Annotated in this window: 19 protein-coding genes and 2 pseudogenes; 10 read left to right on the top strand and 11 right to left on the bottom strand. The window is 70.7% G+C overall.

The genetic code is table 11. The annotated features are described in order from the left end of the window. The first annotated feature begins 143 nt into the window (after window positions 1-143). The 4 genes from ACLZOT_RS11085 (at window position 144) to glgB (ending at window position 7,780) form a co-directional block, all read left to right on the top strand. Complete coding sequence (locus tag ACLZOT_RS11085) at window positions 144-2,201, top strand: alpha-1,4-glucan--maltose-1-phosphate maltosyltransferase (RefSeq protein WP_416968619.1); 2,058 nt, start codon at window positions 144-146, stop codon at window positions 2,199-2,201. Beyond that, window positions 2,198-3,898, top strand: coding sequence for a maltose alpha-D-glucosyltransferase (gene treS, locus ACLZOT_RS11080; RefSeq protein ID WP_416968618.1), 1,701 nt, complete (start codon window positions 2,198-2,200; stop codon window positions 3,896-3,898). The genes ACLZOT_RS11085 and treS overlap by 4 nt, the downstream gene beginning before the upstream one ends. Window positions 3,899-3,999: 101 nt before the next feature. After that, window positions 4,000-5,388 carry a maltokinase N-terminal cap-like domain-containing protein gene (locus ACLZOT_RS11075; protein WP_416968617.1) on the top strand — a complete coding sequence of 463 codons (1,389 nt, stop codon included), beginning with the start codon at window positions 4,000-4,002 and terminating at the stop codon, window positions 5,386-5,388. Between the two features lie 28 nt (window positions 5,389-5,416). Continuing rightward, window positions 5,417-7,780, top strand: a complete 2,364-nt coding sequence (glgB, locus tag ACLZOT_RS11070) for a 1,4-alpha-glucan branching enzyme (protein ID WP_416968616.1) — start codon at window positions 5,417-5,419, stop codon at window positions 7,778-7,780. A gap of 3 nt (window positions 7,781-7,783) precedes the next feature. On the opposite strand, the gene ACLZOT_RS11065 is transcribed toward glgB, so the two are convergent. From ACLZOT_RS11065 to ACLZOT_RS11045, 5 genes are all read right to left on the bottom strand, one after another. Beyond that, window positions 7,784-9,169 carry a cytochrome gene (locus tag ACLZOT_RS11065; RefSeq protein WP_416968615.1) on the bottom strand — a complete coding sequence of 462 codons (1,386 nt, stop codon included), beginning with the start codon at window positions 9,167-9,169 and terminating at the stop codon, window positions 7,784-7,786. Window positions 9,170-9,224: 55 nt separating this feature from the next. Next, window positions 9,225-11,468, bottom strand: coding sequence for a HelD family protein (locus ACLZOT_RS11060; RefSeq protein WP_416968614.1), 2,244 nt, complete (start codon window positions 11,466-11,468; stop codon window positions 9,225-9,227). Between the two features lie 170 nt (window positions 11,469-11,638). After that, entirely contained in the window at window positions 11,639-12,388 is a 750-nt protein-coding gene (locus ACLZOT_RS11055; RefSeq protein WP_416968613.1) for a hypothetical protein, read from the bottom strand. 143 nt (window positions 12,389-12,531) lie between these two features. Further along, window positions 12,532-12,864, bottom strand: a complete 333-nt coding sequence (locus tag ACLZOT_RS11050) for a thioredoxin family protein (protein ID WP_416968612.1) — start codon at window positions 12,862-12,864, stop codon at window positions 12,532-12,534. After that, window positions 12,849-13,271, bottom strand: coding sequence for a MerR family transcriptional regulator (locus ACLZOT_RS11045; RefSeq protein ID WP_416968611.1), 423 nt, complete (start codon window positions 13,269-13,271; stop codon window positions 12,849-12,851). The genes ACLZOT_RS11050 and ACLZOT_RS11045 overlap by 16 nt, the downstream gene beginning before the upstream one ends. Window positions 13,272-13,358: 87 nt before the next feature. On the opposite strand from ACLZOT_RS11045, the gene ACLZOT_RS11040 reads away from it, so the two are divergent. Beyond that, a complete protein-coding gene (locus ACLZOT_RS11040) occupies window positions 13,359-14,099 on the top strand; it encodes a VOC family protein (RefSeq protein ID WP_416968610.1) in 741 nt (246 codons plus the stop codon). A gap of 39 nt (window positions 14,100-14,138) precedes the next feature. Here ACLZOT_RS11040 and ACLZOT_RS11035 read toward each other — a convergent pair whose 3' ends face one another. After that, on the bottom strand, window positions 14,139-14,903 hold the full coding sequence (locus ACLZOT_RS11035) for a DUF2127 domain-containing protein (protein ID WP_416968609.1): 765 nt from the start codon (window positions 14,901-14,903) through the stop codon (window positions 14,139-14,141). 192 nt (window positions 14,904-15,095) lie between these two features. Continuing rightward, window positions 15,096-16,532, bottom strand: coding sequence for a cation:dicarboxylate symporter family transporter (locus ACLZOT_RS11030; protein WP_416968608.1), 1,437 nt, complete (start codon window positions 16,530-16,532; stop codon window positions 15,096-15,098). Between the two features lie 124 nt (window positions 16,533-16,656). Here ACLZOT_RS11030 and ACLZOT_RS11025 point away from each other — a divergent pair, with 124 nt between their 5' ends. Both ACLZOT_RS11025 and ACLZOT_RS11020 read left to right on the top strand, forming a co-directional pair. Continuing rightward, the gene (locus ACLZOT_RS11025; protein WP_416968607.1) at window positions 16,657-18,333 is read left to right on the top strand and encodes an ATP-binding protein; all 1,677 of its coding nucleotides are present in this window, start codon (window positions 16,657-16,659) and stop codon (window positions 18,331-18,333) included. Next, a complete protein-coding gene (locus tag ACLZOT_RS11020) occupies window positions 18,330-19,025 on the top strand; it encodes a response regulator (RefSeq protein ID WP_416968606.1) in 696 nt (231 codons plus the stop codon). The genes ACLZOT_RS11025 and ACLZOT_RS11020 overlap by 4 nt, the downstream gene beginning before the upstream one ends. A gap of 64 nt (window positions 19,026-19,089) precedes the next feature. Here the strand turns inward: ACLZOT_RS11020 and ACLZOT_RS11015 are convergent. Together ACLZOT_RS11015 and ACLZOT_RS11010 are read right to left on the bottom strand one after the other, a co-directional pair. Then, window positions 19,090-21,078 (bottom strand): annotated as a pseudogene (locus ACLZOT_RS11015) (ATP-binding protein); the annotation flags it as partial. Beyond that, on the bottom strand, window positions 21,078-21,611 hold the full coding sequence (locus ACLZOT_RS11010) for a hypothetical protein (RefSeq protein WP_416968605.1): 534 nt from the start codon (window positions 21,609-21,611) through the stop codon (window positions 21,078-21,080). The pseudogene ACLZOT_RS11015 and the gene ACLZOT_RS11010, both read right to left, overlap by 1 nt. Before the next feature lie 46 nt (window positions 21,612-21,657). Here ACLZOT_RS11010 and ACLZOT_RS11005 point away from each other — a divergent pair, with 46 nt between their 5' ends. The 3 genes and pseudogenes from ACLZOT_RS11005 (at window position 21,658) to ACLZOT_RS10995 (ending at window position 24,511) form a co-directional block, all read left to right on the top strand. Next, window positions 21,658-22,482, top strand: a complete 825-nt coding sequence (locus ACLZOT_RS11005; RefSeq protein ID WP_416968604.1) for a 5'-methylthioadenosine/S-adenosylhomocysteine nucleosidase — start codon at window positions 21,658-21,660, stop codon at window positions 22,480-22,482. 88 nt (window positions 22,483-22,570) lie between these two features. Next, window positions 22,571-23,161, top strand: a pseudogene (locus ACLZOT_RS11000) (NB-ARC domain-containing protein); the annotation flags it as partial. Then, window positions 23,159-24,511: a tetratricopeptide repeat protein gene (locus ACLZOT_RS10995; protein ID WP_416968681.1), complete on the top strand. Its 1,353-nt coding sequence runs from the start codon at window positions 23,159-23,161 to the stop codon at window positions 24,509-24,511. The pseudogene ACLZOT_RS11000 and the gene ACLZOT_RS10995, both read left to right, overlap by 3 nt. Here the strand turns inward: ACLZOT_RS10995 and ACLZOT_RS10990 are convergent. Beyond that, complete coding sequence (locus tag ACLZOT_RS10990) at window positions 24,500-26,503, bottom strand: tetratricopeptide repeat protein (protein ID WP_416968603.1); 2,004 nt, start codon at window positions 26,501-26,503, stop codon at window positions 24,500-24,502. The two genes, ACLZOT_RS10995 and ACLZOT_RS10990, sit on opposite strands and share 12 nt — an antisense overlap. Further along, window positions 26,500-26,949 carry a PPOX class F420-dependent oxidoreductase gene (locus ACLZOT_RS10985; protein ID WP_416968602.1) on the bottom strand — a complete coding sequence of 150 codons (450 nt, stop codon included), beginning with the start codon at window positions 26,947-26,949 and terminating at the stop codon, window positions 26,500-26,502. Before ACLZOT_RS10985 ends, ACLZOT_RS10990 begins: the two co-directional genes overlap by 4 nt. Window positions 26,950-26,969 lie beyond the last annotated feature (20 nt).

Below are 26,969 nucleotides of genomic sequence, written 5' to 3'. Positions count from 1 at the left end.
GCGCCGGATTGCTCACCCGAATAGTGTGGGAAGGCTCCTGCGGTACTACCCCGCTACTTCTCAGGTATCCGACTCGTACCACCCCGCAGGCCCACCTCCCCACACCCTGCGCCCACCCCTCGTTGACGCGGACAGGAGCGGTCATGCCCGCCACACAACGCCCGTCGGCACCCCCGACACCCCGCCCCGCGCCGGAGCGATCCTCCGGTTCCCGGACGGATTCCCCACCGGCACTCCCCCCACCGCCCCCGGTGACGGGCCGGATACCCGTGCTGGACGTCCGCCCGGTCGTCCAGCGGGGCCTCAGGCCCGCCAAGGCGGTCACCGGCGAGACCTTCGAGGTCTCCGCCACCGTCTTCCGCGAGGGCCACGACGCCGTCGCCGCCAATGTCGTCCTCCGGGACCCCCGGGGCAAACCCGGCCCCTGGACCCCGATGCGCGAACTCGCCCCCGGCACGGACCGGTGGGGCGCCGACATCACCCCGGACGCCCCCGGCCTGTGGACGTACGCCGTCGAGGCGTGGAGCGACCCCGTCTCGACCTGGCGCCACCACGCCCGGATCAAGATCCCGGCCGGGCTCGACACGGAACTGGTGCTGGAGGAGGGGGCGCGGCTGTACGAGCGGGTCCCCGTCGACTCCGGCGCGCTCAGGGTCGCCGTGGCGACTCTGCGCGATGTGTCACGGCCACCCGCCGAACGCCTGCGCGCCGCCCTCACCCCCGAGGTGGACGCGGTCCTCGCCGAACATCCGCTGCGCGAACTGGTCACCTCCTCCCCGGAGTTGCCGCTGCTGGTGGAGCGGGAGCGGGCCCTGTTCGGTTCGTGGTACGAGTTCTTCCCGCGTTCGGAGGGGACGCCGGAGGTACCGCACGGCACGTTCCGTACGGCGGCCCGGCGGCTGCCGGAGATCGCCGCGATGGGCTTCGACGTCGTCTATCTGCCGCCGATCCACCCCATCGGGACGACGTTCCGCAAGGGCCGCAACAACTCCCTCGCCCCGACGGCGGACGACGTCGGCGTGCCGTGGGCGATCGGCTCCCCGGAGGGCGGACACGACGCCGTGCACCCCGCGCTGGGGACGCTGGACGACTTCGCGTGGTTCGTGAGCCGCGCCGCCGAGCTGGGACTTGAGGTCGCCCTCGACTTCGCGTTGCAGTGCTCGCCGGACCATCCGTGGGTCGCCGAGCACCCGGAGTGGTTCCATCACCGCCCGGACGGCACGATCGCGTACGCGGAGAACCCGCCGAAGAAGTACCAGGACATCTACCCCATAGCGTTCGACGCGGACATGGACGGCCTGGTCGCGGAGACGCTGCGGGTGCTGCGGCACTGGATGGCGGTCGGCGTACGGATCTTCCGCGTCGACAACCCGCACACGAAACCGGTCGTGTTCTGGGAGCGGGTCCTCGGCGAGATCGGCCGCTCCGACCCGGACGTCGTCTTCCTCGCGGAGGCGTTCACCCGGCCCGCGATGATGCGCACGCTCGGCGAGATCGGCTTCCAGCAGTCGTACACGTACTTCACCTGGCGCAACACCAAGGCCGAACTCACCGAGTACCTCACGGAGTTGTCGCGGGAGACGGCCGCCTCGATGCGGCCGAACTTCTTCCCGAACACCCCGGACATCCTGCACGAGTACCTCCAGCACGGCGGCCGTCCGGCGTTCGAGGCGCGCGCGGTGCTCGCGGCGACGCTCTCGCCCTCGTGGGGGATCTACAGCGGCTACGAGCTGTGCGAGAACACACCGCTGCGGGCGGGCGGCGAGGAGTACCTCGACTCGGAGAAGTACCAACTCCGTCCGCGGGACTGGCGGTCGGCGCCCTCGATCGCGCCGCTGATCACCCGGCTCAACGAGGTGCGCCGGTCCAGCCCGGCGCTGCGGCAGCTCAGGAACCTGCACTTCCATCACGCGGACCAGGAAGCGGTGATCGCCTACTCGAAGACGTCCGGGTCGAACACCGTCGTGACGGTCGTCAATCTCGACCCCCACCACACCCAGGAGGCCACGGTCTCGTTGGACATGCCGCAACTCGGCCTGGACTGGCACGAGTCGGTGCCGGTACGCGACGAGCTGACCGGCGAGACCTATGACTGGGGCAGGACCAACTACGTGCGGCTGGACCCGGGTTCGCGTCCCGCGCACGTGTTCACGGTCCTGCGACCGTCCCACCCGCAGATCGGAGGGTCAGCCACACGATGATGGTCAACGAGCCCGTACAGGACACCTTCGAGGACACCCCGGCCAAGGACCGCGACCCCGAGTGGTTCAAACGCGCGGTGTTCTACGAGGTGCTGGTCCGCTCCTTCCAGGACTCCAACGGCGACGGCGTCGGCGACCTGAAGGGGCTGACCGCCAGACTCGACTACCTCCAGTGGCTGGGCGTCGACTGCCTCTGGCTGCCGCCGTTCTTCAAGTCGCCGCTGAAGGACGGCGGTTACGACGTCGCCGACTACACGTCGGTGCTCCCGGAGTTCGGTGACCTCGCCGACTTCGTGGAGTTCGTGGACTCCGCGCACCAGCGCGGGATGCGCGTCATCATCGACGTCGTCATGAACCACACGAGCGACCAGCACCCGTGGTTCCAGGAGTCCCGCAAGGACCCCCAGGGCCCGTACGGCGACTACTACATGTGGGCCGACGACGACAAGCAGTACGACGAGGCGCGGATCATCTTCGTCGACACCGAGGTCTCCAACTGGACCTTCGACCCGGTCCGCAAGCAGTACTTCTTCCACCGGTTCTTCTCCCACCAGCCGGACCTCAACTACGAGAACCCGGCCGTGCAGGACGAGATGATCTCGGCGCTGAAGTTCTGGCTCGACCTCGGCATCGACGGCTTCCGGCTCGACGCCGTGCCGTATCTGTACGCCGCCGAGGGAACGAACTGCGAAAACCTTCCTGCAACCCACGAGTTCCTCAAACGGGTCCGCAAGGAGATCGACGCGCAGTACCCGGACACCGTGCTGCTCGCCGAGGCCAACCAGTGGCCGGAGGACGTCGTCGACTACTTCGGCGACTACTCCTCCGGCGGCGACGAGTGCCACATGGCGTTCCACTTCCCCGTCATGCCGCGCATCTTCATGGCGGTGCGCCGCGAGTCGCGCTACCCCGTCTCCGAGATCCTCTCCAAGACGCCGGCGATCCCCTCGAACTGCCAGTGGGGCATCTTCCTGCGCAACCACGACGAGTTGACGCTCGAAATGGTCACCGACGAGGAACGCGACTACATGTACGCGGAGTACGCGAAAGATCCGCGGATGCGCGCCAACATCGGTATCCGGCGCAGGCTTTCGCCCCTCCTCGACAACGACCGCAACCAGATCGAGCTGTTCACCGCCCTGTTGCTGTCCCTGCCCGGCTCGCCGATCCTCTACTACGGCGACGAGATCGGCATGGGCGACAACATCTGGCTCGGCGACCGGGACGCGGTCCGCACGCCGATGCAGTGGACGCCGGACCGCAACGCCGGTTTCTCGTCCTGCGATCCGGGGCGGCTGTACCTCCCCACGATCATGGACCCGGTCTACGGCTACCAGGTCACCAACGTCGAGGCGTCCATGTCGTCGCCGTCGTCGCTGCTGCACTGGACGCGCCGGATGATCGAGATCCGCAAGCAGAACAAGGCGTTCGGCCTCGGCTCGTTCACCGAACTCCCGTCCAGCAACGCGGCGGTGCTCGCGTTCCTGCGGGAGTACGACGACGACCTCGTCCTGTGCGTCCACAACTTCTCCCGCTTCGCGCAGCCCACCGAGCTGGACCTCAGCCGCTTCGGCGGACGCCACCCGGTGGAGCTGTTCGGCGGGGTACGGTTCCCGGCGGTCGGTGAACTCCCGTACCTGCTCACGCTCGCGGGACACGGCTTCTACTGGTTCCGGCTGCGGGAGAACCCTGCCTAGAACCTCCGGGCGGGGCGGTTTCCCCCGCCCCGCCCGGGGCACGCATCACTAAACCCCTACCCCTCACGACCCGTTCAGGTCCCCGGGGAAAGGACGACGTCATGGCGGACACGGCTCTGCGCCCCGGCCCCGACCTGCTCACGTCGCTGGCCCCCCTGCTACGCGAATGGCTGCCCCGCCAGCGGTGGTTCGCCGGGAAGGGCCTGCCGGTGACCGGGTTCACCCCGGTCGCCGTGACCGAGCTCCTCCCGCCGTCCGGGCGCCTCTCCCTGCACCACATCCTCGTCCACGCGCGGCAGGGCACGGGCCCCGGCGACTGCTACCAGCTCCTCGTCGCCGCGCGCGACACGCTCCCGCCGCACCTCGCGGGCGCCCGCATCGGCGAGGTCGACGGGCATACGTACTACGACGCCCTGCACGATCCCTGGCCCGCCGAGATCCTCCTCGAAGCGATCCGCTCCGAGGCCCGGGTGGGCGCCCTGCGTTTCTCCCGCGTCCCCGGCGCGGACATCCCGCCCGACCTGGTCCCCCGCCTGGTCACCGCCGAACAGTCCAACTCCTCGGTGACCTACGGAGATACGTTCATCCTGAAACTGCTGCGCCGGGTCCTCCCCGGTGTCAACCCCGACCTGGAGCTACCCCTCGCCCTCACCCGCGAGGGCTGCGACCGGGTCCCGGACCCCGTCGGGTGGATCGGCGCGGAGGTCGGCGGGGAGGCGTGGGTCCTCGGCGTGGCTCAGAAGTATGTCGCCGGGGCGGTGGACGGCTGGGAGCTGGCCTTGCAGGGGGTGGGGAAGGAGCCGGGGGAGTTCGAGGTATGGGGGTACGACGGCGGCGGGGGGTACGACTTCGCCGAGGACGCCCGTGCCCTCGGCCGCGCGACCGCCGAGGTGCACCAGGCCCTCGCCCGCGCCCTGCCCACCGCCACCCTCGGACAGGCCCAACTCCAGCCGCTCGTCGAGGGGATGACCGAGCGGCTGGAGGCGGCCGTACAGGCGGTGCCGTCGCTGCGGCCGTACGAGGTGGGGTTGCGGACCGCGTTCGGGGCGCTCGGGGAGCTGGCCGCCGAGGGGCACACCTGGGTGGCCCAGCGGATCCACGGTGACCTGCATCTCGGGCAGTGCCTGCGGACACCCGGCGGGAAGTGGCTGCTGATCGACTTCGAGGGGGAGCCCGCGCGGCCCCTCGCCGAGCGGCGGATGCCGCAGCCGGCGGTGCGGGACGTCGCCGGGATGCTGCGGTCGTTCGACTATGCCGCGTACTCGGCGGAGCCGCCCGCGCCGCAGTGGGCGGCGGCCTGCCGGGCGGCGTACTGCTCGGGGTACGCGGAGGTGACCGGCGCGGACCCGCGGACCGACCCCGTGCTCCTGCGGGCGTACGAGACCGACAAGGCGATCTACGAGGTCGTGTACGAGGCCCGGCACCGGCCCGACTGGCTGCCGGTCCCCCTCTCGGCGATCCGGCGGCTCGCCGCACACGAACTCACCTGAATCCCCGACTCCCCAGGAGGCCCCACCCGTGACGTCCGGTGCGCCGAACCCCAGGAAGAAGGCGGCTGCCGCGAAGAAGGCGGCCTCGAAACAGCCGCCCGCGAAGAAGCCGGCGTCCGGCGGCGCGGGGGCACGCAAGAGCGCGGAGACTACGGCGAGTTCGCAAACGCCCCCGCGCGAGCAGACTCCGCGGCCCGCCCACCTCTTCGACCCCGCCGTCCCCCGCCCCGACCAGGACCGCCTGCTCACCGGCACCCACCACGACCCCCACTCGGTCCTGGGCCCGCACCCCACCCCCACCGGGGAGACGGCCGTGCGCGCCTTCCGCCCGTACGCCCGCGCGGTCACCGCCGTCACGGCGGACGGGCTGCGCCACCCGCTGAAGGACGACGGCAGCGGCTTCTTCTCGGTCCTCCTGCCCGGCGCGACGCCCCCGCCCGCGACCACCGCGTACCGCCTGCTGGTCGAGTACGACGGCACGACGCACGACACGCACGACGCGTACCGCTTCCTCCCCACCCTCGGCGACCTCGACCTGCACCTGCTCGGCGAGGGCCGCCACGAGCAGCTCTGGACGGCGCTCGGCGCGCACCCCACGACGCAGGACGGCGTCACCGGCACGCGGTTCGCGGTGTGGGCTCCGAACGCGCGGGGCGTCCGGATCGCCGGGACCTTCAACTTCTGGGACGGCACCGGCTTCCCGATGCGCTCGCTGGGCTCGACCGGCGTCTGGGAGCTGTTCGTCCCCGGCATCGGCGAGGGCGAGCTGTACAAGTTCGAGATCACCCGCCCCGACGGCTCGAAGACGCTGCGCGCCGACCCGATGGCCCGCCGTACGCAGACCCCGCCGGAGACGGCGTCGGTCGTCACGGCCTCGCACTACGCGTGGGGCGACGAGCAGTGGCTGGCGCAGCGCGCCGAAACCCCGGTCCACGAGGCCCCGTTCTCGGTGTACGAGGTCCACCTCCCGTCCTGGCGCCCTGGCTTGACGTACCGTCAGCTCGCCGATCAACTCCCTGCCTACGTCAACGACCTGGGCTTCACGCACGTCGAGTTCCTGCCCGTCGCCGAGCACCCCTTCGGCGGCTCCTGGGGCTACCAGGTCACCGGCTTCTACGCCCCCACCGCCCGCCTGGGCACCCCCGACGACTTCCGGCACCTGGTGGACGCCCTGCACCGCGCGGGGATCGGCGTCCTCATGGACTGGGTGCCCGCCCATTTCCCGCGCGACGACTGGGCGTTGGCGGAGTTCGACGGGCGGCCCCTGTACGAGCACGAGGACCCGCAGCGCGCCGCGCACCCCGACTGGGGGACGCTGGAGTTCGACTACGGGCGCCGCGAGGTCCGCAACTTCCTGGTGGCGAACGCCGTCTACTGGTGCGAGGAGTTCCACATCGACGGGCTGCGCGTGGACGCGGTCGCCTCGATGCTGTACCTGGACTACTCGCGCGAGCCGGGCCAGTGGTCGCCGAACGCGTACGGCGGCCGGGAGAACCTGGACGCGGTGGCGTTCCTCCAGGAGATGAACGCCACGGTGTACCGCCGTTGTCCGGGCGTCGTGACGGTCGCGGAGGAGTCGACGGCCTGGGACGGCGTGACGCGCGCGACGGACTCCGGGGGCCTCGGCTTCGGCCTGAAGTGGAACATGGGCTGGATGCACGACTCGCTGGGCTACATGGCGCACGACCCGGTCCACCGCGCCTACCACCACGGCGAGATGACGTTCTCGATGGTGTACGCGTACAGCGAGAACTACGTGCTGCCGATCTCCCACGACGAAGTCGTGCACGGCAAGCGGTCGTTGGTGTCGAAGATGCCGGGCGACTGGTGGCAGCAGCGGGCCAACCTGCGCGCCTACCTGGCCTTCATGTGGGCCCACCCCGGCAAGCAACTCCTCTTCATGGGCCAGGAGTTCGCGCAGGGCGCGGAGTGGTCGGAGGCGCACGGCCCGGACTGGTGGCTCCTGGACCCGGCGTACGGCGCGGAGGCGGACCACCGGGGCGTCCGGGACCTGGTCCGCGACCTCAACGCGGCCTACCGTACGCACCCTTCGCTGTGGCAGCGCGACACGACGCCGGACGGCTTCGAGTGGCTGGTCGGCGACGCGGCGGACGACAACGTGTTCGCGTTCCTGCGCAGGTCCGCCGACGGCACCCCCCTCCTGGCGATCACCCACCTGTCCCCCGCGGTCCGCCACGACTACCGCATCGGCGTCCCCGCCGAGATCCCGGCCTGGCACGAACTCCTCAACACGGACGCGGTGTTGTACGGGGGCGGCGGGGTCGCCCACCCGGACGCCCTGAAGCCGGAGTCGACCCCGTGGCACGGCCGGGCGGCGTCCCTCACCCTGACCCTGCCCCCGCTGGCGACGATCTGGCTGCGCCCGGCATAGACGTCATCCCTCCTTCTTCGCCCCGAACATCACCCGCCGCAACGCCGCCAGCAGCCCCTTCCCCTCGCCCCCGGCCTCCCGCACCGGCTCCGCCCGCCGGACCACCGTCCCCGGCGCTAGCTCGTACCGCACCGGCAGCACCCGCAGCCCCCGCACGACCGCGCCCGATCTCCAGGGCAACTGGTCGTGCGGGAGGGCGAGTTCGAGGGTGGCGAAGTGGTCGAAGAGCTTGCCGACGGCCGTGGTGACGATCAGCATCCCCAACTCCCGCGCGGCGGTGGGGCACTGGTGGGGCCCGGCGCCCCAGCCGAGGTGCGCCCGGGTGGAGACGGTCGACCCCACCATGTGGGAGGCCCCGATCTCCAGCAGGTCCTGGTGCGCGGCGGCGGCCGAGGGGCACACCACGTCCCCGGCCCGGATGAGATAGCTCCCGAGCCCCATGTCCCGCGCCGCGAACCGGAAGCACATGTTGGCGACCGGCGGGTTGGCGAGGGCCGCGCGGTTCACGGTCTCCCCCAACTGCCCGGCGGACAGGCTGCGCCGGACGGTCGCGTTGCCCCGCAGCACTTCGAGGAGCGTGTTGAGGACCATGTTCCCGGTGATGTCGTTCAGGTAGACGGCGTGCATGAACAGCTCCCGCCCGAGCTGCTCGTCGCTCAACTCCGGGTCGGCGAGCAGGAGATACGACGTCAGGTCGTCGCCCGGCCGGGCCCGGCGGTGCGCGGCGAGCCGGGTGAACGCGCCGAGCGCGCGGGCCGTGGCGAGCCCGGCGTCGGGTCCGCCGTCGAGCATCCGCCACAGGTCCATGACGAGTTCGTCGCCGAGGTCGACGGGGCAGCCGAACAGCTTGGTGGTGACCATGAGGAGCAGTGGCCGCACGTACTGCGCCCCGAGGTCCGCGTGCCCGGTCGCGCCGGACTCGGCGGCGAGCATCGCGACCAGCTCCCCGGCGTACTTGGCGACCGCCGAGCGCAGTTCCCAGCCCTCGGGGCTGCGCGCGTTCTGGAAGGGGCCGAGGGCGGTGTGCAGGACGCGCCGGGTCGCCTGGTGCTCCTCGTCGTCCATGAACATGGTCTGCCGGACCTCGTACCCGGCCAGCAGGGGCCAGTCCGCGGGGAGTTCACCGTGCGCGCGGGCCCGCCAGTAGCGGACGTCGCGCCGCCACTGGCTCTCGTTGCGCAGCACCTCCAGGACGTCCCGGTAGTCCAGGACGAGCCACACCGGGACCCCCATCAGGCCGACGGGTGCGACGGAGCCGTACGTGCCGCGCAGCCGGGTGTAGACGGCGCCGGGGTCGGCGTCGAACTCGGCGGTGAGCAGCGGCTCGACGGGCAGGGAGTCGAGGGTGGGCGGGCCGGCCGGTGGGGTGGGGTGTGCGGGGGTGTTCATAGTGCACACGCTTACCGCACCGGCCATGCACGCGCAGTGACGCTCACATGAACTGTTACGCCGGTGTGATCCCGCGCGGCGCGAGCGTCTCCGCAAGCGCTTGCGGCAGTGCTTTGGTATGGACCACGCCGAGCCGTTGGGTGGCCCGGGTGAGGGCCACGTACAGGTCACTGGTGCCGTACTCGCCGGGTTCGACGACGAGCACGGAGTCGAATTCGAGGCCCTTGGACTGCCGGGGGTCCAGCAGGACGACGGTCCGGGTGAGGTCGGGTTCCTCGCCGGCCGTCACCCCGTCGAGCCGGGCGGCGACAGCCGCGTGCAGGGCGCGCGGCGCGATGACCGCCAACCTGCCCTCCTCCGGGGTGAGTTCGGCAACGGCCTTGTCGACCACGGCCGTCAGGTCCTCGGCGAGCCAGGACCAGGGCCGGACCCCCGTGGCCCGTACGGACTTCGGCGGTTCGAAGTCCGGCCGCTCGGCGCGGACGACGGCCGCGGCGACGTCCATGATCTCGGCGGGCGTGCGGTAGTTGACGCCGAGCCGGGCGTGTGTCCAGCGGTCCTCGACGTACGGTCCGAGGATGCCCTGCCAGGAGCCGACGCCGGCCGCCTCGGCGGTCTGTGCCGGGTCGCCGACGAGGGTCATCGAGCGGGTGGGGCTGCGCCGCATGAGCAACCGCCAGGCCATCGGGGAGAGTTCCTGCGCCTCGTCGACGATGATGTGCCCGAACGCCCAGGTCCGGTCGGCCGCCGCACGCTCGGCGGCGCTGCGGACGTCCTCCTCCTCCTGCCGCTCGGCGAACCGCTCGGCGTCGATGATGTCGTGCGCCGACAGCACCTCGGAGTCCTCCTCGTCCTTGTCGTCGAACTCGTAGGTCCGGGAGGCGTAGGAGACGTCCAGCACGCCCTGCGCGTAGGCGACCTGCTCCTCCCGCTCCAGCTCGGCCAGCTCCCGCGCCCGGCGTTCGTCCACGCCGAGGAGTTCGGCGAGTTCGTCGAGCAGCGGGACGTCCCCGACCGTCCAGGCCCGGGTGACGGGGCGGCGTACGGCGTCGGCGTCCTCGTCGGGGAGGTAGGCGTCGGGCTCGGCGAGGAAGTCGGCCAGCACCCGGCGCGGGGTGAGCAACGGCCACAACCGCTCGATCGCGGACCAGACTTCGGGGTTCTCGGCGAGTTCGTCGCGGATCTGCGTGAGGTCGCTCGCGTCGAGGAGGCTGCTCCCGTCGTAGGGGTCGGTGCCGACGCGTTCGGCGTACATCTCGGTGAGCGTGTTGAGGATGTGGCCCTCGAAGTGCTCGCGGGCCGCGTTGTGCGGGAGGCGGGCGGCGCGGGTGCGTTCGCGGGCGACCTTCACCAACCCGTCGTCCAGCATGAGGACTTCGCGGTCGTGGACGACGGCGATGACCGGGTCGGGCAGTGCCTGCCGGTCGCGGACGACGGCGGCGAGGACGTCGGCCATGCCCGAACGGCCTTTGATTGCCGCCGCCTCGGGCGTGTCGCCGGCCGTCGCCTTCACGCCCGGGTACAGCTCGCCGACCGTCGCGAGGAGCACGCCGGTCTCGCCGAGGGCGGGCAGCACCTCGCCGATGTAGCCGAGGAAGGCGGGGCCCGGGCCGACGATCAGGACGGCCCGCTTGGCGAGCAACTCCCGGTGCTCGTACAGGAGATAGGCCGCGCGGTGCAGGGCCACGGCGGTCTTGCCGGTGCCGGGGCCGCCCTCGACGACCAGGACGCCCTTGTGGGGCGCGCGGATGATCTCGTCCTGTTCGGCCTGGATGGTCTGCACGATGTCGTTCATCCGGCCGGTGCGGGCCGCGCCGAGGGCGGCGAGCAGGACGGCGTCGCCGGTCGGGTCCTCGTGGCCGGTGCGCTCGTGGTCGCCGAGGTCGAGGATCTCGTCGTGCAGCGCGGTGACCGTACGGCCGTCGGTCGTGATGTGCCGCCGCCGGCGCAGGCCCATGGGGGTGTGGCCGGTGGCGAGGTAGAAGGGGCGGGCGACGTCGGCACGCCAGTCGACGAGGACGGGGGTGCGTTCGGCGTCGTCCAGGCGCAGCCCGATCCGGCCGATGTGGTGGACCTCACCCCCGGTGAGGTCGATGCGGCCGAAGCACAGCGAGCCGTCGACCGCGTTCAGCGCGGCGAGCAGGCCCGAGCGCTCGGCGACCAGGATGTCCCGCTCCAGCCGCGCCTGCATCGGGGTGTTGCCCTGGGCGAGGGCGGCGGTGACGGAGGTCTCGGTGTCGCCGCGCAGGGCGTCGACCCGGGCGTACAGGCCGTCGACGAATTCCTGTTCCGCGCGCATTTCACCGTCTTGAAAGTCGGTGTTTGACAATTCCACTCCCGGCCGGATATACTGTGCTCGTTGAGCTTCTTCTGTGATTTCCGCGAAGGAAGTCACGAACCATTGAATATACGCCGTGAAAACCCCCGAGCGCAATCTCGCTCGGGGGTTTTCGCGCATTCCGGCCGCGGTCAGTTCCTCGGCTTCGCCGAGAGCTCCGCGCCCTGCCGGTAGCCGGGCTTCGCCAGGTGGATCACGACGTGGCTCGCCGCCGGGACGTTCGCCGTGCCGCCCGGGCCGCCGCACATCGACTTGCGCTCGTTCGCCGTCATCGGGCGGGGGTCGAACGTGGTCGTCGAGAACTGCATCTCGTCGGGGTCGTACTGGGTGAGGGTCGGATAGACGTACCACTCGTAGTGGCCGTGGCGGCGCTTCGGATAGTTGATGACCATCCGGCCCGAGACCCGCTGCATCGCGGGGGCGATCGTCACCGCGCCGATCGAGTACGGCGGCACCTCACCGTTGACCTCCTCGGTCTCCGACGTCGAGTACGCCCAGGTGTGGCTGTAGCTCGTCTCGATCGACGCGGTGAATATCTGCGACAGGCCCGCCTCGACGCCCGCCGAGACGCTGATGCTGTTCTCCTCCGTGCGCCCCTCCGTCGTCTGGCGGCCGACGCCGACCTTCGCGGAGCAGGCGTGCACGGTCGTGCCGACCTGTCTCGCCGGGCCGGTGAACACCTCGCGCTTCGCCGGCTCGAACCGGCAGCGGTCCGCCTTGCCGAGGCCGTCCACCTTCTGCTCGCAGGAGGTGAGCAGCGCGGAGGGGTCGTACCAGTTGTCGTCCGCGGCGCTCGCGCCGTGCGCGCCGGCCAGCAGTCCGCCGGTCGCGGCGAGCGAGGCGACAGCGGCGAGCACGGAGTTGCGCAACGCGTGTCCCATGAAAAGCGACTTCACGTGGGGGGCCTTTCCGGAGTGGGGGGCTGCATTCCCGTGGGAGGGCTCCCACGGCGATGTGCTTGAAACATATAGGACCCACTCCGGGCGGCCAAGTAAAACAAACACAAAGCCGTATCGTTCAATGTTTATGCACTCTCGAGCAGAAACACCTCCTCCAGTTCGGCCAGCAACTTCCTCTTGGCCCGCGCCCCCACCATCGCTTTCACCGGTTCACCGCCCCGGAAAACGATGAACGTGGGCATGGAAAGGACTTTGTACGTCTGCGTCGTCAACGGATTGGCGTCCACGTCGAGTTGTACGACCTTGAGCCGCTCACCCGCCTCCTCCGCCAGCGCCTTCAGCACCGGCTTCATCTGATGGCACGGCGGGCACCACCCGGCCGTGAACTCCACCAGCACCGGCAACTCCGCCCCGATCACCTCGTCCACGAAATTCCCGTCCGTCACGTCGATGACCATTCCCGGCCTCCCAGTTCGCATTCTGGATCTCCCTTTCCGGCGGCGAGCGCGTCCATGGCCTCCTCCGCCCGCGCGAGCTGTCCGGCGACCTTTTCCCTGACGGCCCCCAACTCGCCGATCAGCGCGTCGAGTTCCGCCAGCTTCCGCCGATAGACGGCCAGCGACGCCGGACACGAATCCCCCTCCGGGTGCCCCGCCCTCAGACACTCCACAAAGGGCCGCGTCTCCTCCAGCTCGAACCCGAAGTCCCGCAGCGTACGGATCTGTTGAAGCAGCCGGACGTCTCCCTCGTCGTACGCCCGGTGCCCCTGCGGGTCCCTGCGGGCGGGGAGCAGTCCGCGTGTCTCGTAGTACCTGAGAGTTCGCGTCGTAGTACCTACGCGGGAGGCCAGCTCGCCGATTCGCATGCGTACGAACGTAGGGGTTGACGCCGGGGTCAAGGCAAGGGAGTGGGTGTCGCGGAAGCGGGGTGCCGAGTGCCTACGCTCGTGAGCATGCCCCTGCGCCCCGTCATGGTGAACATCAAGGCCCTCGACGCCCCGGCGACCGGCCGGTTCTGGGCCCAGGCCCTCGGCTGGACCGCGTACCACCCAGGTATCACCACGTACGTCGGCCCGCCCGGCGGCCTCGTCTGGCCCGACCCGGTCTACGTCGGCGTCGACGTCGTACCCGTCCCCGAGCCCAGGTCCCCGGCGAAGAACCGCGTCCACCTCGACCTCGCCAGCGACTCTCCCGCGCACCAGGCCGAGTTGGTCGCGCGGCTGCGGGCGCACGGCGCGACCCTCGCCGACGTGGGGCAGGGTGACGTCCCCTGGACCGTCCTGCGCGATCCCGAGGGCAACGAGTTCTGTGTCCTGGAACCCCGGGAGGTCTACCGGGACACCGGGCCGATCGCCGCGATCGTCGTCGACTGCGCGGATCCCCGGGGCATGGCCCGCTTCTGGGGCGAGGCCCTCGACTGGGCCGTGCTCGAAGTCACCGACGAGCAGGCGACGTTGCGCTCGGCGCGGGGAACCGGGCCGTACCTGGAGTTCCTCCGGGTCCCCGGCACGGAGGCCGTCCCGGACCGGGTCCACCTCGACCTCCTGCCGTACGCCGGGGACGACGGGGCGGCGGAGGTGGCACGGCTGCGGGCCCTCGGCGCCGGTGACCTCGACGTCGGTCAGGGGGAGGTGCCGTGGACGTGTCTGGTGGACCCGGAGGGGCACGGGTTCTGCGTACTCACGCTGCCGTGAGGCCGGGCGCGCGCCCCCGGCGCCGTACGCGGTGGCTCCCTACGCCGCCACCCCCGCCGACTCCTCCACCTCCAGCAGCGACGCGCTCCGCCGTTCCTCCTCGAACGCCCTCCGCCCGCCCCGTAGCCCGAACAGCTTCTTCGCGACGGCGATGTACAGCACCGCGAGCAGGTTCAGGACCAGCATCGCGATCTTCAACCAGCTGACCCGCTCGGTGAGTTCGTAGATCTCCAGCGGCAGGAAGGCCGCCGTCGCCACCACCGTCAGATACTCCGCCCACCGCTTCGCGTACCAGAGCCCGACCGCCTCGACGAGTTCGATCAGCGCGTAGGCGAGGAGGAGGGCGGCGACCAGGACGAGGGTGCTGTGCTTGTACCCGAACACCTTCTGGACGGACCCGACGACCGGGGAGTGGTCCAAGTCGTAGTGGAAGTGCCGGAAGACGGGCCGGAAGACGTCGAGGTACTCGTCGAACAGCCTCCGCACGGCGTCCTGACTGTTGCTGAACTTCCACACGGCGACGGCGACCAGCACGATGAACACCCCGCGCACGGCCCGCTCCACGGCCAGGAACCGCAGGATGAACAGGTCCCGCAGCACCTTCCCCCGCGCGACGATCGGCGCCCCCACCGCCGGCCCCCTCCCCTGCGGCTCCCCCACCACGAAGTCCCCGCACCGCAGACACCGCCACGCGTCCCCCAGCGCGGTCACCGCATGCAGCCGCTCCGCGAACCGGCCCTCGTCGGGCGCGTACGTCACATGTCCCTTCCGCGCACACGTCCGCCGATCCCAGTCGACCTTCATCCCCCGTGCCTCCATACGCTCCGGTTGGTTACGGAGCGGCACGGTAGTGGTCGGAGGTGAGAACTCGACGTGAGAACGGGCGGGGCCATCCCACGCGAAGACCCCGGACCGAGGTGGTCCGGGGTCTCCGTATTTCATCTACCGGGTGTCCGGCCCCGGTTCAGGCGGGGCCGGGCACCCGGAGTCTGGGGGTCACGCCTTGGCGAGTTCCTTCTCGCCCGAGGCGCCGGAGGCCGGGTGGTCGTCCGCCTCGTCGTCGTCCGGGACGACCGAGGCGTGGTCGTCGAGGAGGGTCTTCTCGTCGAAGGGAAGGTCGCCCGCGAGGACCTGGCGGACGCGCTCCTTGTCGATCTCCTTGGTCCAGGTGCCGATGAGGACCGTGGCGACGGCGTTGCCCGCGAAGTTCGTGAGGGCGCGGGCCTCGCTCATGAAGCGGTCGATGCCGACGATGAGGCCCATGCCGTCGACGAGGGCCGGCTTGTGGGACTGGAGGCCGCCCGCGAGGGTGGCGAGACCGGCGCCGGTGACACCCGCCGCGCCCTTGGAGGCGACGAACAGGAAGAGCAGCAGCGGGATCTGCTCGCTGACGGCCATCGGCGTGCCCATGGCGTCGGCGATGAAGAGGGACGCCATGGTCATGTAGATCATGGTGCCGTCGAGGTTGAAGGAGTAACCGGTCGGGACGGTGATGCCGACGACCGGCTTGCTGACGCCCAGGTGCTCCATCTTCGCGATGAGCCGCGGCAGCGCCGACTCGGAGGAGGAGGTGGACAGGATCAGCAGGAACTCACGGCCCAGGTACTTGAAGAGGGTGAAGATGTTGAGGCCGGTCACGAGCTTCAGCAGCGTACCGAGGACGATGAAGACGAAGAGGAAGCAGGTGATGTAGAAGCCGACCATCAGGACGGCGAGGCTCTTCAGCGCGTCGACACCGGCCGAACCGGTGACCGCGGCCATCGCGCCGAACGCGCCGACCGGAGCCGCCCACATGATCATCGCGAGGACGCGGAAGACGAGGCGCTGGATGTGCTCGACACCGCGCAGGACCGGCGCACCGGCCTTCCCCATCGCCTGGAGCGCGAAACCGCACAGCAGGGCGACGAAGAGGGTCTGGAGGACCTCACCCTCGGTGAACGCGGAGACGATCGTCTTGGGGATGATCCCGAGCAGGAACTCGGTGGTGTCCTTGGACTCGGCCGCCACCTGCGACTGGCCGGTCTCCCGGACCGCCTCGGTGATGTGCAGGCCGCTGCCGGGCTCCAGGATGTTGCCGACGACCAGACCGATGGCGAGCGCCGCGAACGACATGACCACGAAGTAGCCGAGCGCGATCCCGCCGACCGCGCCGACCTTGGCGGCCTTGCGGACGGAGCCGATGCCCAGCACGATCGTGCAGAAGATGATCGGCGAGATCATCATCTTGATCAGGTTGACGAACCCGGTCCCGATCGGCTTCAGCTCGACGGCGAAGTCGGGGGCGATCAGACCGACGGCGATACCGAGGGCGACCGCGGCGATCACGGCGATGTAGAGATAGTGGGTGCGGTCCCGCTTCACAGCGGGAGCGGCAGGTGCCGTATCGGGGGTGCTGGCGGCCACGGCTGCCCTCCTTGACGTCTTCGTCGGCATCACTCCGGCGTGCGGCTCACGGTCCGGGGAGATAAGGGAATGCGGTGACTATCTCCCGCCCTGTGAGGGCGGTCACCCTTCCGTTCATTTAGTTCACGCCACGGACGGAAGGCAGACTGGCCATATGCACCTCCGCGTCCCCCGCCCCCGCAGCCTCGCCGGCCAGCTCTTCGGCATGCAGGCGGTGCTGATAGCGGTGGTCGTGGCCGGATACGCGCTGTTCAGCTACTTCAGCGACGAGCGGCAGGCGGAGGACGCGGCGCGTCGGCAGGCGATGGCCGTCGCCCGTTCGGTGGCCGATTCACCGTCGGTGCGGGAGGCGATCGGTACGGGCGATCCGTCGGCGACGCTCCAGCCGTACGCGCTCAAGGTCATGAAGGACACCGAGGTCGACTTCATCACGATCATGAATCCGAAGGGGATCCGGTGGACGCACCCCGACCGGACGCAGATCGGGCAGAAGTTCCTGGGGCACATCGAGCGGGCGCTGCGGGGTCAGTCGTTCACGGAGAAGTACACGGGGACGCTCGGGGAGTCGGTGCGGGCGGTGACGCCGATCTGGGCGAGCGACGCGGCGGAGGCGGCGGGGGTCGAGGCAGGGACCAAGGCCGGAGCCGATGGGGCCGATGATCGGATCATCGGCCTGGTGAGCGCCGGCATCAAGATCGAGGTCATCAGCAAGCGCGTACAGGAGCAGGTCACCGCCCTCCTCGGCGTCGCCGGCGGCGCCCTCGCGCTGGGCGCCATCGGTACGTACGTCATCAACGCGCGCCTGCGCCGCCACACCCACGGCATGAACGCCGGCGAGCTGAGCGCCATGCACGACTACCACCAGGCCGCCCTGCACGCCGTCCGCGAAGGGCTGCTCATGCTCGACGGGCAGTACCGGGTGGCGCTGATCAACGACGGGGCGCGCGAGCTGCTCGGCGTCGGCCCCTCCGGCGCCGTAGGGGACTCCGTCGCCGGACTCGGCCTGCCCGCACCGCTGACCGGCGCCCTCCTCGCCTCCGAACCACGCGTCGACGAGGTGCACCTCACGGCCGACCGGGTCCTCGTCGTCAACACGTCCCCGGTCTCCGGCGGGGAGCGGCGCGGTACGGTCGTGACCCTGCGCGACGTCACCGAACTCCAGTCCCTCATGGGCGAGTTGAACTCCGAGCGCGGCTTCACGCAGGCGCTGCGCTCGCAGGCCCATGAGGCGGCGAACCGGCTCCACACGGTCGTCTCGCTGATCGAGCTGAACCGCGCCGACGAGGCCGTCGAATTCGCCACCGCCGAACTGGAGTTGGCCCAGGCGCTCACCGACCAGGTCGTCGCCGCCGTGAGCGAACCCGTCCTGGCCGCCCTCCTGTTGGGGAAGACCGCCCAGGCCAACGAGCGGGGCGTCGAGTTGGAGGTCTCCCCGTCCAGCCGCCTCGACGACGGCGTCCTTCCCACGTCCCTCCCCGCGCGCGACCTCGTCACGATCCTCGGCAACCTCATCGACAACGCGGTCGACGCCGCCCAGGGCAGCGTCGGCGCGCGCGTCGCGGTCACCGCGTACACGACCGACGCCGAACTGGTCCTGTCGGTCTCCGACACCGGCACCGGCGTCGACCCCGGCGACACGGAGAAGGTCTTCGAACGCGGCTTCACCACGAAACCCTCCGGTCCCGGGGGGCGCGGACTCGGCCTCGCTCTGGTACGACAGGCCGTACACCGGCATGACGGGACGCTGTCGGTGTCCGCCGCCGAGGGGGGTGGCGCGGAGTTCGTGGTGCGCCTGCCCTTGCGCGTGCCGGTTTCTGGAGGCGGAGCATGAGTACGGGAGCGGAGCCGATCCGCGTCCTCGTCGTCGAGGACGACCCTGTCGCCGCGGACGCGCATGTGCTGTACGTGGGACGGGTGCCGGGGTTCGTCGCGGTCGGGAAGGCGCACACGGGCGCGGAGGCGCGGCGCCAGCTCGACCGTACGCCGGTGGATCTGCTGCTCCTCGACCTGCATCTGCCGGACGGGCACGGGTTGCAGCTGGCCCGCTCCCTGCGCGCCGCCGGCTACCACGCGGACGTCATCGCGGTGACGTCCGCCCGGGACCTGACGGTCGTGCGCGAGGGCGTGTCCCTGGGCGTCGTCCAGTACGTGCTGAAACCGTTCACCTTCGCGACGCTGCGGGACCGATTGGTGCGGTACGCGGAGTTCCGGGGCGCCGCCGGGGAGGCGAGCGGTCAGGACGAGGTGGACCGGGCGCTCGCGGCGCTGCGGGCGCCGAGTCCCGCCGCGCTGCCGAAAGGGCTGAGCGGGCCGACGCTGGAGCGGGTGACGGGGGCGCTGCGGGAGGCCGGGGAGGGGCTCACCGCGGCGGGGGTGGCCGAGGCGGTGGGGATCTCGCGGATCACGGCCCGGCGGTACCTGGAGCATCTGGTGGAGGCGGGGCGGGCGGAGAGACAGCCGTTGTACGGGCAGGTGGGGCGGCCGGAGCTGGTGTATCGGTGGGTTCGGGGGGAGCGGAGGTGAAGGGGAAGGCGCGGATACGGCAGAGGGTGGCGAGGTCGGGTTCGTCCGCCCGCGTGAACGCCTCGGCGGCCCGGCGGTAGGCGTCCCGGGCCCGGTCGAGGGCGTTGGCGTCCTGGTGGATCAGCGCGAGGTTGTGCAGGACCACCCCGATCTCGTACGCGTCGTCGAACTCGGCGTGGAGAGCGAGTGCCTTGTCGTAGGCCGTGATCGCTTCCTCCGGTCGGCCTGCCATTCTGAGGACGATGCCGAGGTTGGACCACGCCGTGCCTTCCATGGGGCGATCCCCCGCGTCGGCGAAGAGGTCCCGGGCGCGGGTATGTGCCTCGATCGCTTCTTGTGTCCGTCCCAGCTTGGCCAGGGTCTGGCCGAGTTTTCCCCATGCGGATCCCGCGCTGACCCGATCGCCGGTCTCCTCGTGCAGTGCGCGCGCTCGGGTGTGCGCGGCAAGCGCCTCGTCGAACCGTCCCAGTTCCGCCAGCGCTCTCCCCATGCTGCTCCAGGCCGCTGCCTCATGGTCCTGGCTCCCGGACTCCGCGAAGAGGGCCCGGGCACGCTCATACGCCTCGATCGCTTCCTCATGGCGGCTCAACCGCTCCAACGCCAGGCCGGAGTTGAACCAGGAGGCGGCTTCTCCATGAGTAAGTCCCGTGGCCCGGGCCTCTTCCCGTGACACCTCCATCACCAGGCACAGGTCGTCGAAGGCTCGCCGCCAGCTCAAGTACTCCGCAAGGCACAGCGCCACGCTCATACCGTCTTGAGCGAACCTCTTCTCCCTCCCCCACCGAACGGCCGCCACAAGTCCCGGCCTCTCAGCGTCCAACCAGGCCACGGCCTCCTCGCGTCCCGGGAACAGCGGGGGCCGTTCCTCACCGGGCAGTTGCCTCAGCCACGCATCGGCCGCGAGTGAGCACCACCGATAGAACTCCAGCACCCGGCCCCGCGCACTCCCCTCCTCTTCCTCCCCGAGCATCTCCGCGCCGAACTCCCGCACCAAGTCGTGCAACCGCCACCGCTTTCCCACCCGTTCCACAAGATGTGCTCGCCGCAGCCCCCTCAACTCCCCCTGCGGCAACTCCTCCGCATCGACAAGAGCCCTCAACACCCCCTCCCCCGCATCCACCCCCGGCGCGGCAGAGAGCAACCGCAACACCCGCGCCTGCTCCGGACTCAGCCTGCGGTACGACATCTCAAAAGCCGCCCGCACACTCCGCACCCCGTCGTCGAGTCCCGTGAGCCGGTTGCGCAACCCGGCGAGTTCTTCGACGAGTTCGGCCACCGACCGCTCGGAGTCCTCCGCGAGCAACGCCGCCACGATCTGCAACGCCAGTGGCAAGTGTCCGCACAGGTCGGCCAGTTGACGGGTGCCGTCCACAGCGGCCCGACCGTCGTCCGGGTCCGCGATCCGCAACGCCCGGTCCAGCAGCTCGTACGACTCCTGCGCCGAAAGCTGCTCCAACGGCAGCAGCCGAGCCCCGAGTTGAGGCAACCGATCCCGGGAGGTCACCAGCAACCGGTGCCGAGGAGCACCCGGCAGAAGGTGCCGCACCTGCTCGACCGACGAGGCGTTGTCGGCCAGCACCAGGACCGCGTCCCTGGCATCAAGCACGGACCGATAGAGAGCGGCACGTTCGTCCAACGTCCCAGGAACACTCTCCGGCCGAACTCCCAACGCCCCCAACAGAATCCGAAGAGCCCGCTCAGCGGCAACCGGCTCCTTGTCGTACCCGTGCAGATCGAGGAAGAGCACCCCACCCGGAAACCACCCTCGCCCCACCGCCTCGTGCGCCGCCTCCACAGCGAGCGCGGTCTTCCCGATCCCCCCGAGTCCAGAGACAGCGGACACGATCACATCCCCCGCCTCCAACGCCCCCAACAACCGCCCCCGTTCCACCCCTCGCCCGGTGAACCCGACCACCCTCCCCGGCAACGCGGCAGCCGCCTCCACAACCTCCCCCGGCGGCACGACGACCTGCACCCCGATGGCCTCCCCCAGAAACACCCCGCCCCGGAAATCCGCGTGATCCCCGCCGTACGACCGCCCGCTACTTCCCATCACCGCGCGTACGCAACGATCTGCGCCCCCAGCCCCACCACGGTCAGCGCCTCCACCCCCGACAGCACCACGAGCAACGGCTCCCCGCTCGCCGCCACCCAGAAGACCACCAGCGCGGCGAACGGCACGAGGCAGAACGCCAGGAGATCCACGGCGAGTTGAAGCCGCTTACGGGACGCGCGCCGGGCGTCGCCCCGATGCGCGACCTCCCAGCCGAACGCGGTGAACCCCCCGCCGGGCAGCGCGATCTCGGAGAGCCGAGGCCCCAACTCCTCCCGCACATAACGCCCGATCGCCGAGATCTTCTCGTCGTTGACCAGGTACGTCCACCCCAGCACCACGCACACCGGCGGCAGCGCGAGCAGCATCTCCGCCCGCTTCGCCTGAGCGGCGGCGGCGATGACGGCCGCGACGACCGTCAGCGTCACGTACAGCAGGTTGTCCCGGAAGCCGATCCGCGCCTTCTGCTCGTCCTTGATGTTCTCGTACTCCGCGAGCAGCAACTGCCCTACGCCGACTTCTTGTTCCGCCATGTCCGTCCTGCCCCTTCCCCCGACGACTTGGCAGTACCTTAAAGGCGTGCCGCACACAGCCGTGATCCTCACCGCCCTGCCCGTCGAGTACGACGCCGTGCACCCGTACCTGAACGACCCGGCGGAGCGCACGCTGCCCGACGGAACTCGCCTGGAACAAGGGCGACTTGAGGGCACGGACTGGACCCTCGCCCTCGCGGAACTCGGCGAGGGCGCCCTCACGACGGCGATCCTCGCGAAGGAGATCATCAAAGAACTCCACCCCGAAGTCCTCCTGTTCGTCGGCGTCGCGGGCGGTCTGAAGGACGATCTGGAACTGGGCGACGTGGTCGTGGGCACGAAGGTGTACGCCGTCCAGGGCGGCAAACTCACCCCCGAGGGCCACCAGGAGCGTCCGGAGAGCTGGCACGGCTCCCACCCGTTGGTCCAGGCGGCCCGCTCGGCCCTGCGCGAGCTGCGCCCGGACGTACGGGGTCACCGCAAGCCCATCGCCTGCGGCGACGTCGTCCTCGCCGACCAGCGCTCCGACCTCGCCGCCCGTATCCGCCGCTCCTACAACGACGCCTACGCCATCGAGATGGAGGGCTCCGGTGCCTCCCACGCGGCGCACCTCAGCGGCCAGTTGGACGCCCTGGTGATCCGGGGCATCAGCGACTTCGCGGACCCGGACAAACACACGGCGGACGCCTCCGGCTCCCAGGAACTCGCGGCCGGCCAGGCGGCGAAGGTGGCGATCACGGTCCTCCGTAAACACCACCCCCGTACCTCCCAGGAGGGACCCAAAAGCCCCACGTACGCCGGCGACCACATCGACTTCCGCGGCGGCACCTTCAACGCCCCCGTCATCGGGAAACAGACCGGCAAACCGTAAGCACGGCCCGGTCCCCCGAGCGACCACGGCCCTCCCACCCCGCCCACCCGGCTTCACCGGCCGCACCACCGAACTCGCCCGCCTCCTCCCCCACTTGGCACCGGACTCGGCCCCCACCCCGGTCCTGATCTTCGCCGTCACCGGCATGGGAGGCATCGGCAAAACAGCCCTGGCGGTCGAGGCGGCCCACCAGGCCCGCGCCGACGGCTGGTTCCCCGGAGGGACCCTGTTCGTGGACCTACGGGGCTACGACGAGGACCCGGTCACGGCGGACCAGGCGATCCTGGCCCTCCTGGACGCGCTGGGCGTACAAGGCCAGGACCTCCCGCCCACGCCGGACCGCCAACACGACCTGTACGCCACCCTCTTGGCGACCCGTCCCGACCGAACCCTCCTGATCCTCGACAACGCCTCCGACCCGTCCCAGTACCTCCCCCTCCTCCCCAGCACCACCCACCACCGCATCCTGATCACCTCCCGCGACCGCCCCGACTCCCTCCCCCTCCGCCTGATCGACCTGGAAACCCTGTCCCCGGCCGACTCCGTCACCCTCATCACCCGCGCCCTCCACACCACGGACGAACGCGACGACCGCCCCCGGCGAGAGCCGCACCAACTCCTCGAACTCACCGACCTGTGCGGCCACTTGCCGCTGGCGCTCCAGATCGCGGCGGCGATGCTCCGCCGACGCCGGGGCCGGGACATCGCGTCGCTGGTGACCGAGATCCGGGAGACCGGCGACACGGCGACAGTCCTCGACAGCACGAGTCCAGGCACAGACCTCTACGGCCGTTCTCTCGCTCTGCGTCCGGTACTTGAGACCTCGTACCACCGTCTCCCGCCCGAACTCTCCCGCCTCCTGCGCCTGTTGTGCCTGGCCCCGGCGGCCGAGGTCGGCACCGGCGCGGTCGCGGCGCTGGCGGACCTGGACGAGAGGACCGTCCTGCCGATGCTGGAGAACCTCGCCGCGCGGTATCTCGTCACGGCGGTGCGTGGTGGCGAGCGGTGGCACACGCATGACCTGGTACGGGCGTACGGTGCGAGCCTGGCGGTCGGCGACCCGGAGGAAGACCTGGCCAGGGCGGGACTGCTGAAGTTCCACCTGGAGCGAGCGTTCGCCGCCTACTGCTGGCTGACCCGGCTGCCGGGCCATGAGACACCGGAGTTCTTCGCGGACCTGCGGGAGGCGTTGGAGTGGCTGGACATCGAACGTACGGGACTGGTGGCCACCGTGGGGTGGGTGCCGGACGGAGAGTTCATGCAGGCGGCCGTGGATCTCGCCGGGTGGCTGGCGCCGTACCTCGGCCGAAGGCGGTACTTCGACGACGCGCTGACCGTGGCGTACGCCGCTCTGGACGCGGCCGAACGCCTTGAGGATCCGGTGAGCCTGACCCTCTCGTGGGACAAGCTCGGTGTCGCGCTGGCGCAGATGGACCGGTTGGAGGACGCGATCGAGGCTCATGTCCAGGCCCGGAACCTGTCCCGTGCCACCGAAGACCGCCAGGGCGAGGCCATGGCGTCCAACAACCTCAGCATCACCCTGGCCAAGGCCGACCGGCTGGACGAGGCGATCGACGCCGCGGTCCAAGCCCGCGAACTGTACCGGAAGACCGGGAACCGGCAGGGCGAGGGCATGGCGTGGAACAACCTCGGAGCCGCTCTGCGCCAGGCGGGCCGGCTGGACGAGGCGATCGACGCCCACACCCGGGCTCGTGATCTGTACCAGGAGATCGGTGCCCGCCACCGTGAAGCCTTCGCGTGGAACAACCTCGGCTCCGCTCTGTACAGGGCGGGCCGTTTCGAGAAGGCGCTCCATGCCTTCGGTGAATCACTGAAGGCCCGCCGGGGTTTCGAGGACTGGTACGGCGAGGGCGGAATCCACATGCACCTGGCGCGCACCCACACGCGGCTGGACCGGCCCGCCGAAGCCCGCGCCTCCTACCTCCGGGCCGTCGAAGCCTTCACCCTCGCCCGTTCCCCCGACGACGTGGCCCAAGCTCACGCCGAAGCCGCACGACTACCCCTGTGACCCCAGTTCCTCCGCCCGCCGCGCATACCCCCGAGCCTCCTCCCTCCACCCCAACTCCCCACACCCTTCGGCCAGATACCGCAACGACCTCTCCAGACAGAACCAGTCCTCCAGCTCCTCGTAGATCCCCGCCGCGCGCCGGTACCCCTCCACCGCCTCCCCCACCCGCCCCGCGTCCCGCAGCGCCAGCCCGAGATTGTCCCGGGACCGTGCCTCCCGGTGCCGGTCGCCGAGCGCGACGAACACCTCAAGTGCCCCCCGATGCGCGGTGATGGCCTCCTCCACCCGCCCGACTTCCCGCAGCGCTCTCCCCAGGCAGTCCCCGGCGTGCGCGGCCTGATGCGCGTCACCGGCCGCGTCGAACATGTCCCGCGCGACGGTATGCGCCTCGACCGCCTCCCCGGCCCTCCCGGACTCCCGCAGCGCGAGTCCGAGCCGGTCCCACTCGTGCGCCTCGCCGGGCAGATCACCCAGGACGGAACACAGCCCCCGCGCCTCGCGATGCGCCGTGATCGCCTCCTCCGTACGTCCGAACTGCCGCAGCGCGCCGCCGAGATGGCTCCAGGCCCGAGCCTCCCGCCGCCGGTCTCCCAGTCGCCGGACGGCCGCCAGTTCCGCCCGCCCCACGGTGATCCCGTCCTCGAAACACCGCCGCGAGGACAGGTAGTCGGCGAGGTAGGCGGCCAGCCGGGCGACCGCGTCCTCGTGAGGGACCCACGCCGTGGCGGCGACGAGTCCTTCCCGCTCGGCGTCCAGCCAGGCCAACGCCTCGGCCAGGCTCCCGAATCCTCCCGGTTCAGGCGCCCCGGGCAGCCACCGCAACCACTCCGCGGCGACCTCGGCCCGCTCCCCGTAGTGCCTCAACACCCGCCCCCGAGCGGCCTCTTCGGCCTCACCCGCCATCCCCAGCCCGTACGCCCGCACGAGATCGTGCATCCGCCATCTTCCCCGCGCCCTCGCCACGAGATGCGCCCGAGTCAGCACTCCCAGATCCCGGACCGGCGGCTCCGCGGCACCCGCCAGAACCGCGACCACCTCATCCCCGACCTCGACTCCCGGAGCCACTGCGAGCAGCCTCAACAACTGCGCCTGTCCTGAGGACAACTGACGGTACGACAGGTCGAACGCGGCCCGTACGCTCCGTTCCCCGTCGTCGAAGCGTTCGAGCCGGTCCCGGGCCCCGCCGAACTCGACGACGAACTCCCCCACCGACCGCCCCCGTTCAACCGCCAACAATGCCGCCGCGATCTGCAGAGCCAACGGCAGGCTTCCGCACAACTCGGCGAGCATCGCGGCCTGTCGGGGTTCAGCCGCGACCCGCTCGTCCCCGGGATCGGCGACACGCAGCACACGGTCCAGCAGCACCCGGGACTCCTCGGCGCTCAGCTCCCCCAACACCACGAGCCGGGCTCCGAGTTGAGGAATCACGGTGCGGGACGTGACGAGCAGCCGGTGCCGGGCGTCCCCCGGCAGCAACGGCCGTACCTGGTCCGGCGAGGAGGCGTTGTCGGCCAGCACCAGCACGGCACCTCGTTCCCGGCCACGCCGGACGAGCAACGAGCGGTAGAGGGAGGCTCGTTCGTCGGCGCGCGCGGGGATGTCCTCCGGCCGGGTCCCCATGGCCCGCAGCAGTGCCGCGAGGGCGAGAGCGCCGGAGACGGACTCGTCGTCGTACCCGTGCAGGTCCAGGAACAGCACTCCGCCGGGGAACCACCCTCGCGCGCACGCCTCGTGGGCCGCCTCGACGGTGAGCGCCGTCTTCCCGGCCCCGCCGAGCCCCGACACCGCGGCGGCGGGGATCCGGGAGGCCGGCTCCAGCACGGAGAGGAGCGCGGCGAGTTCAGCGTCCCGTCCGGTGAATCCGGGGGTCCGCGCGGGGAGTCCGTCGAGAGCCTCGGGGAGCACCGCGTGCTGGTGGACCTCTCCCTTGGCGACGACGATCCCGTGGAACTCGGCGCCACCGAAGTCGAGATGGTCCCCGCCGACGGTCACAGCACCCCCTGCGGAAACGGCTCCACCCCCACCACCCGCCGTACCCGCACCGGCTCGATGACCAGGATCACCCGCCGCTCCCCCTCCATCAACCACGGATACCGCTCCACCCCCAGATACTTCTGGGTGAGTCGGTCCATCCCGCGAAGAGCCTCCTCCCCCTCCACGAACCGCACCACCCGCCCCCGGATCTCGACCCGGTCGTACGGATTCTGCGGATCGTGATGGGAGAGCGAAACCCACGGATTGCGCCGCAGGTTGCGTTCCTTCACCCGCCCGACGGACGTGTTGACGACCACATGGTCATCCACCAAGTCCGCCCACATCGGGGAGACTTGGGGCGCACCGTCCGGCCCGACCGTGGCGAGATGCCAGAAGTTGGGGGCCAGAAGGCGCGCGCGGGTGTGGGGGTCGAGGGTGTCGCCGGCTTCGTACAGTGCGTCCATGGAGGGAGCCTGCCCGCGAG

The organism is Streptomyces sp. 4F14 (assembly GCF_048159485.1).
Lineage (GTDB): Bacteria > Actinomycetota > Actinomycetes > Streptomycetales > Streptomycetaceae > Streptomyces.
This window is presented reverse-complemented; position numbering and strand designations above follow the sequence as displayed.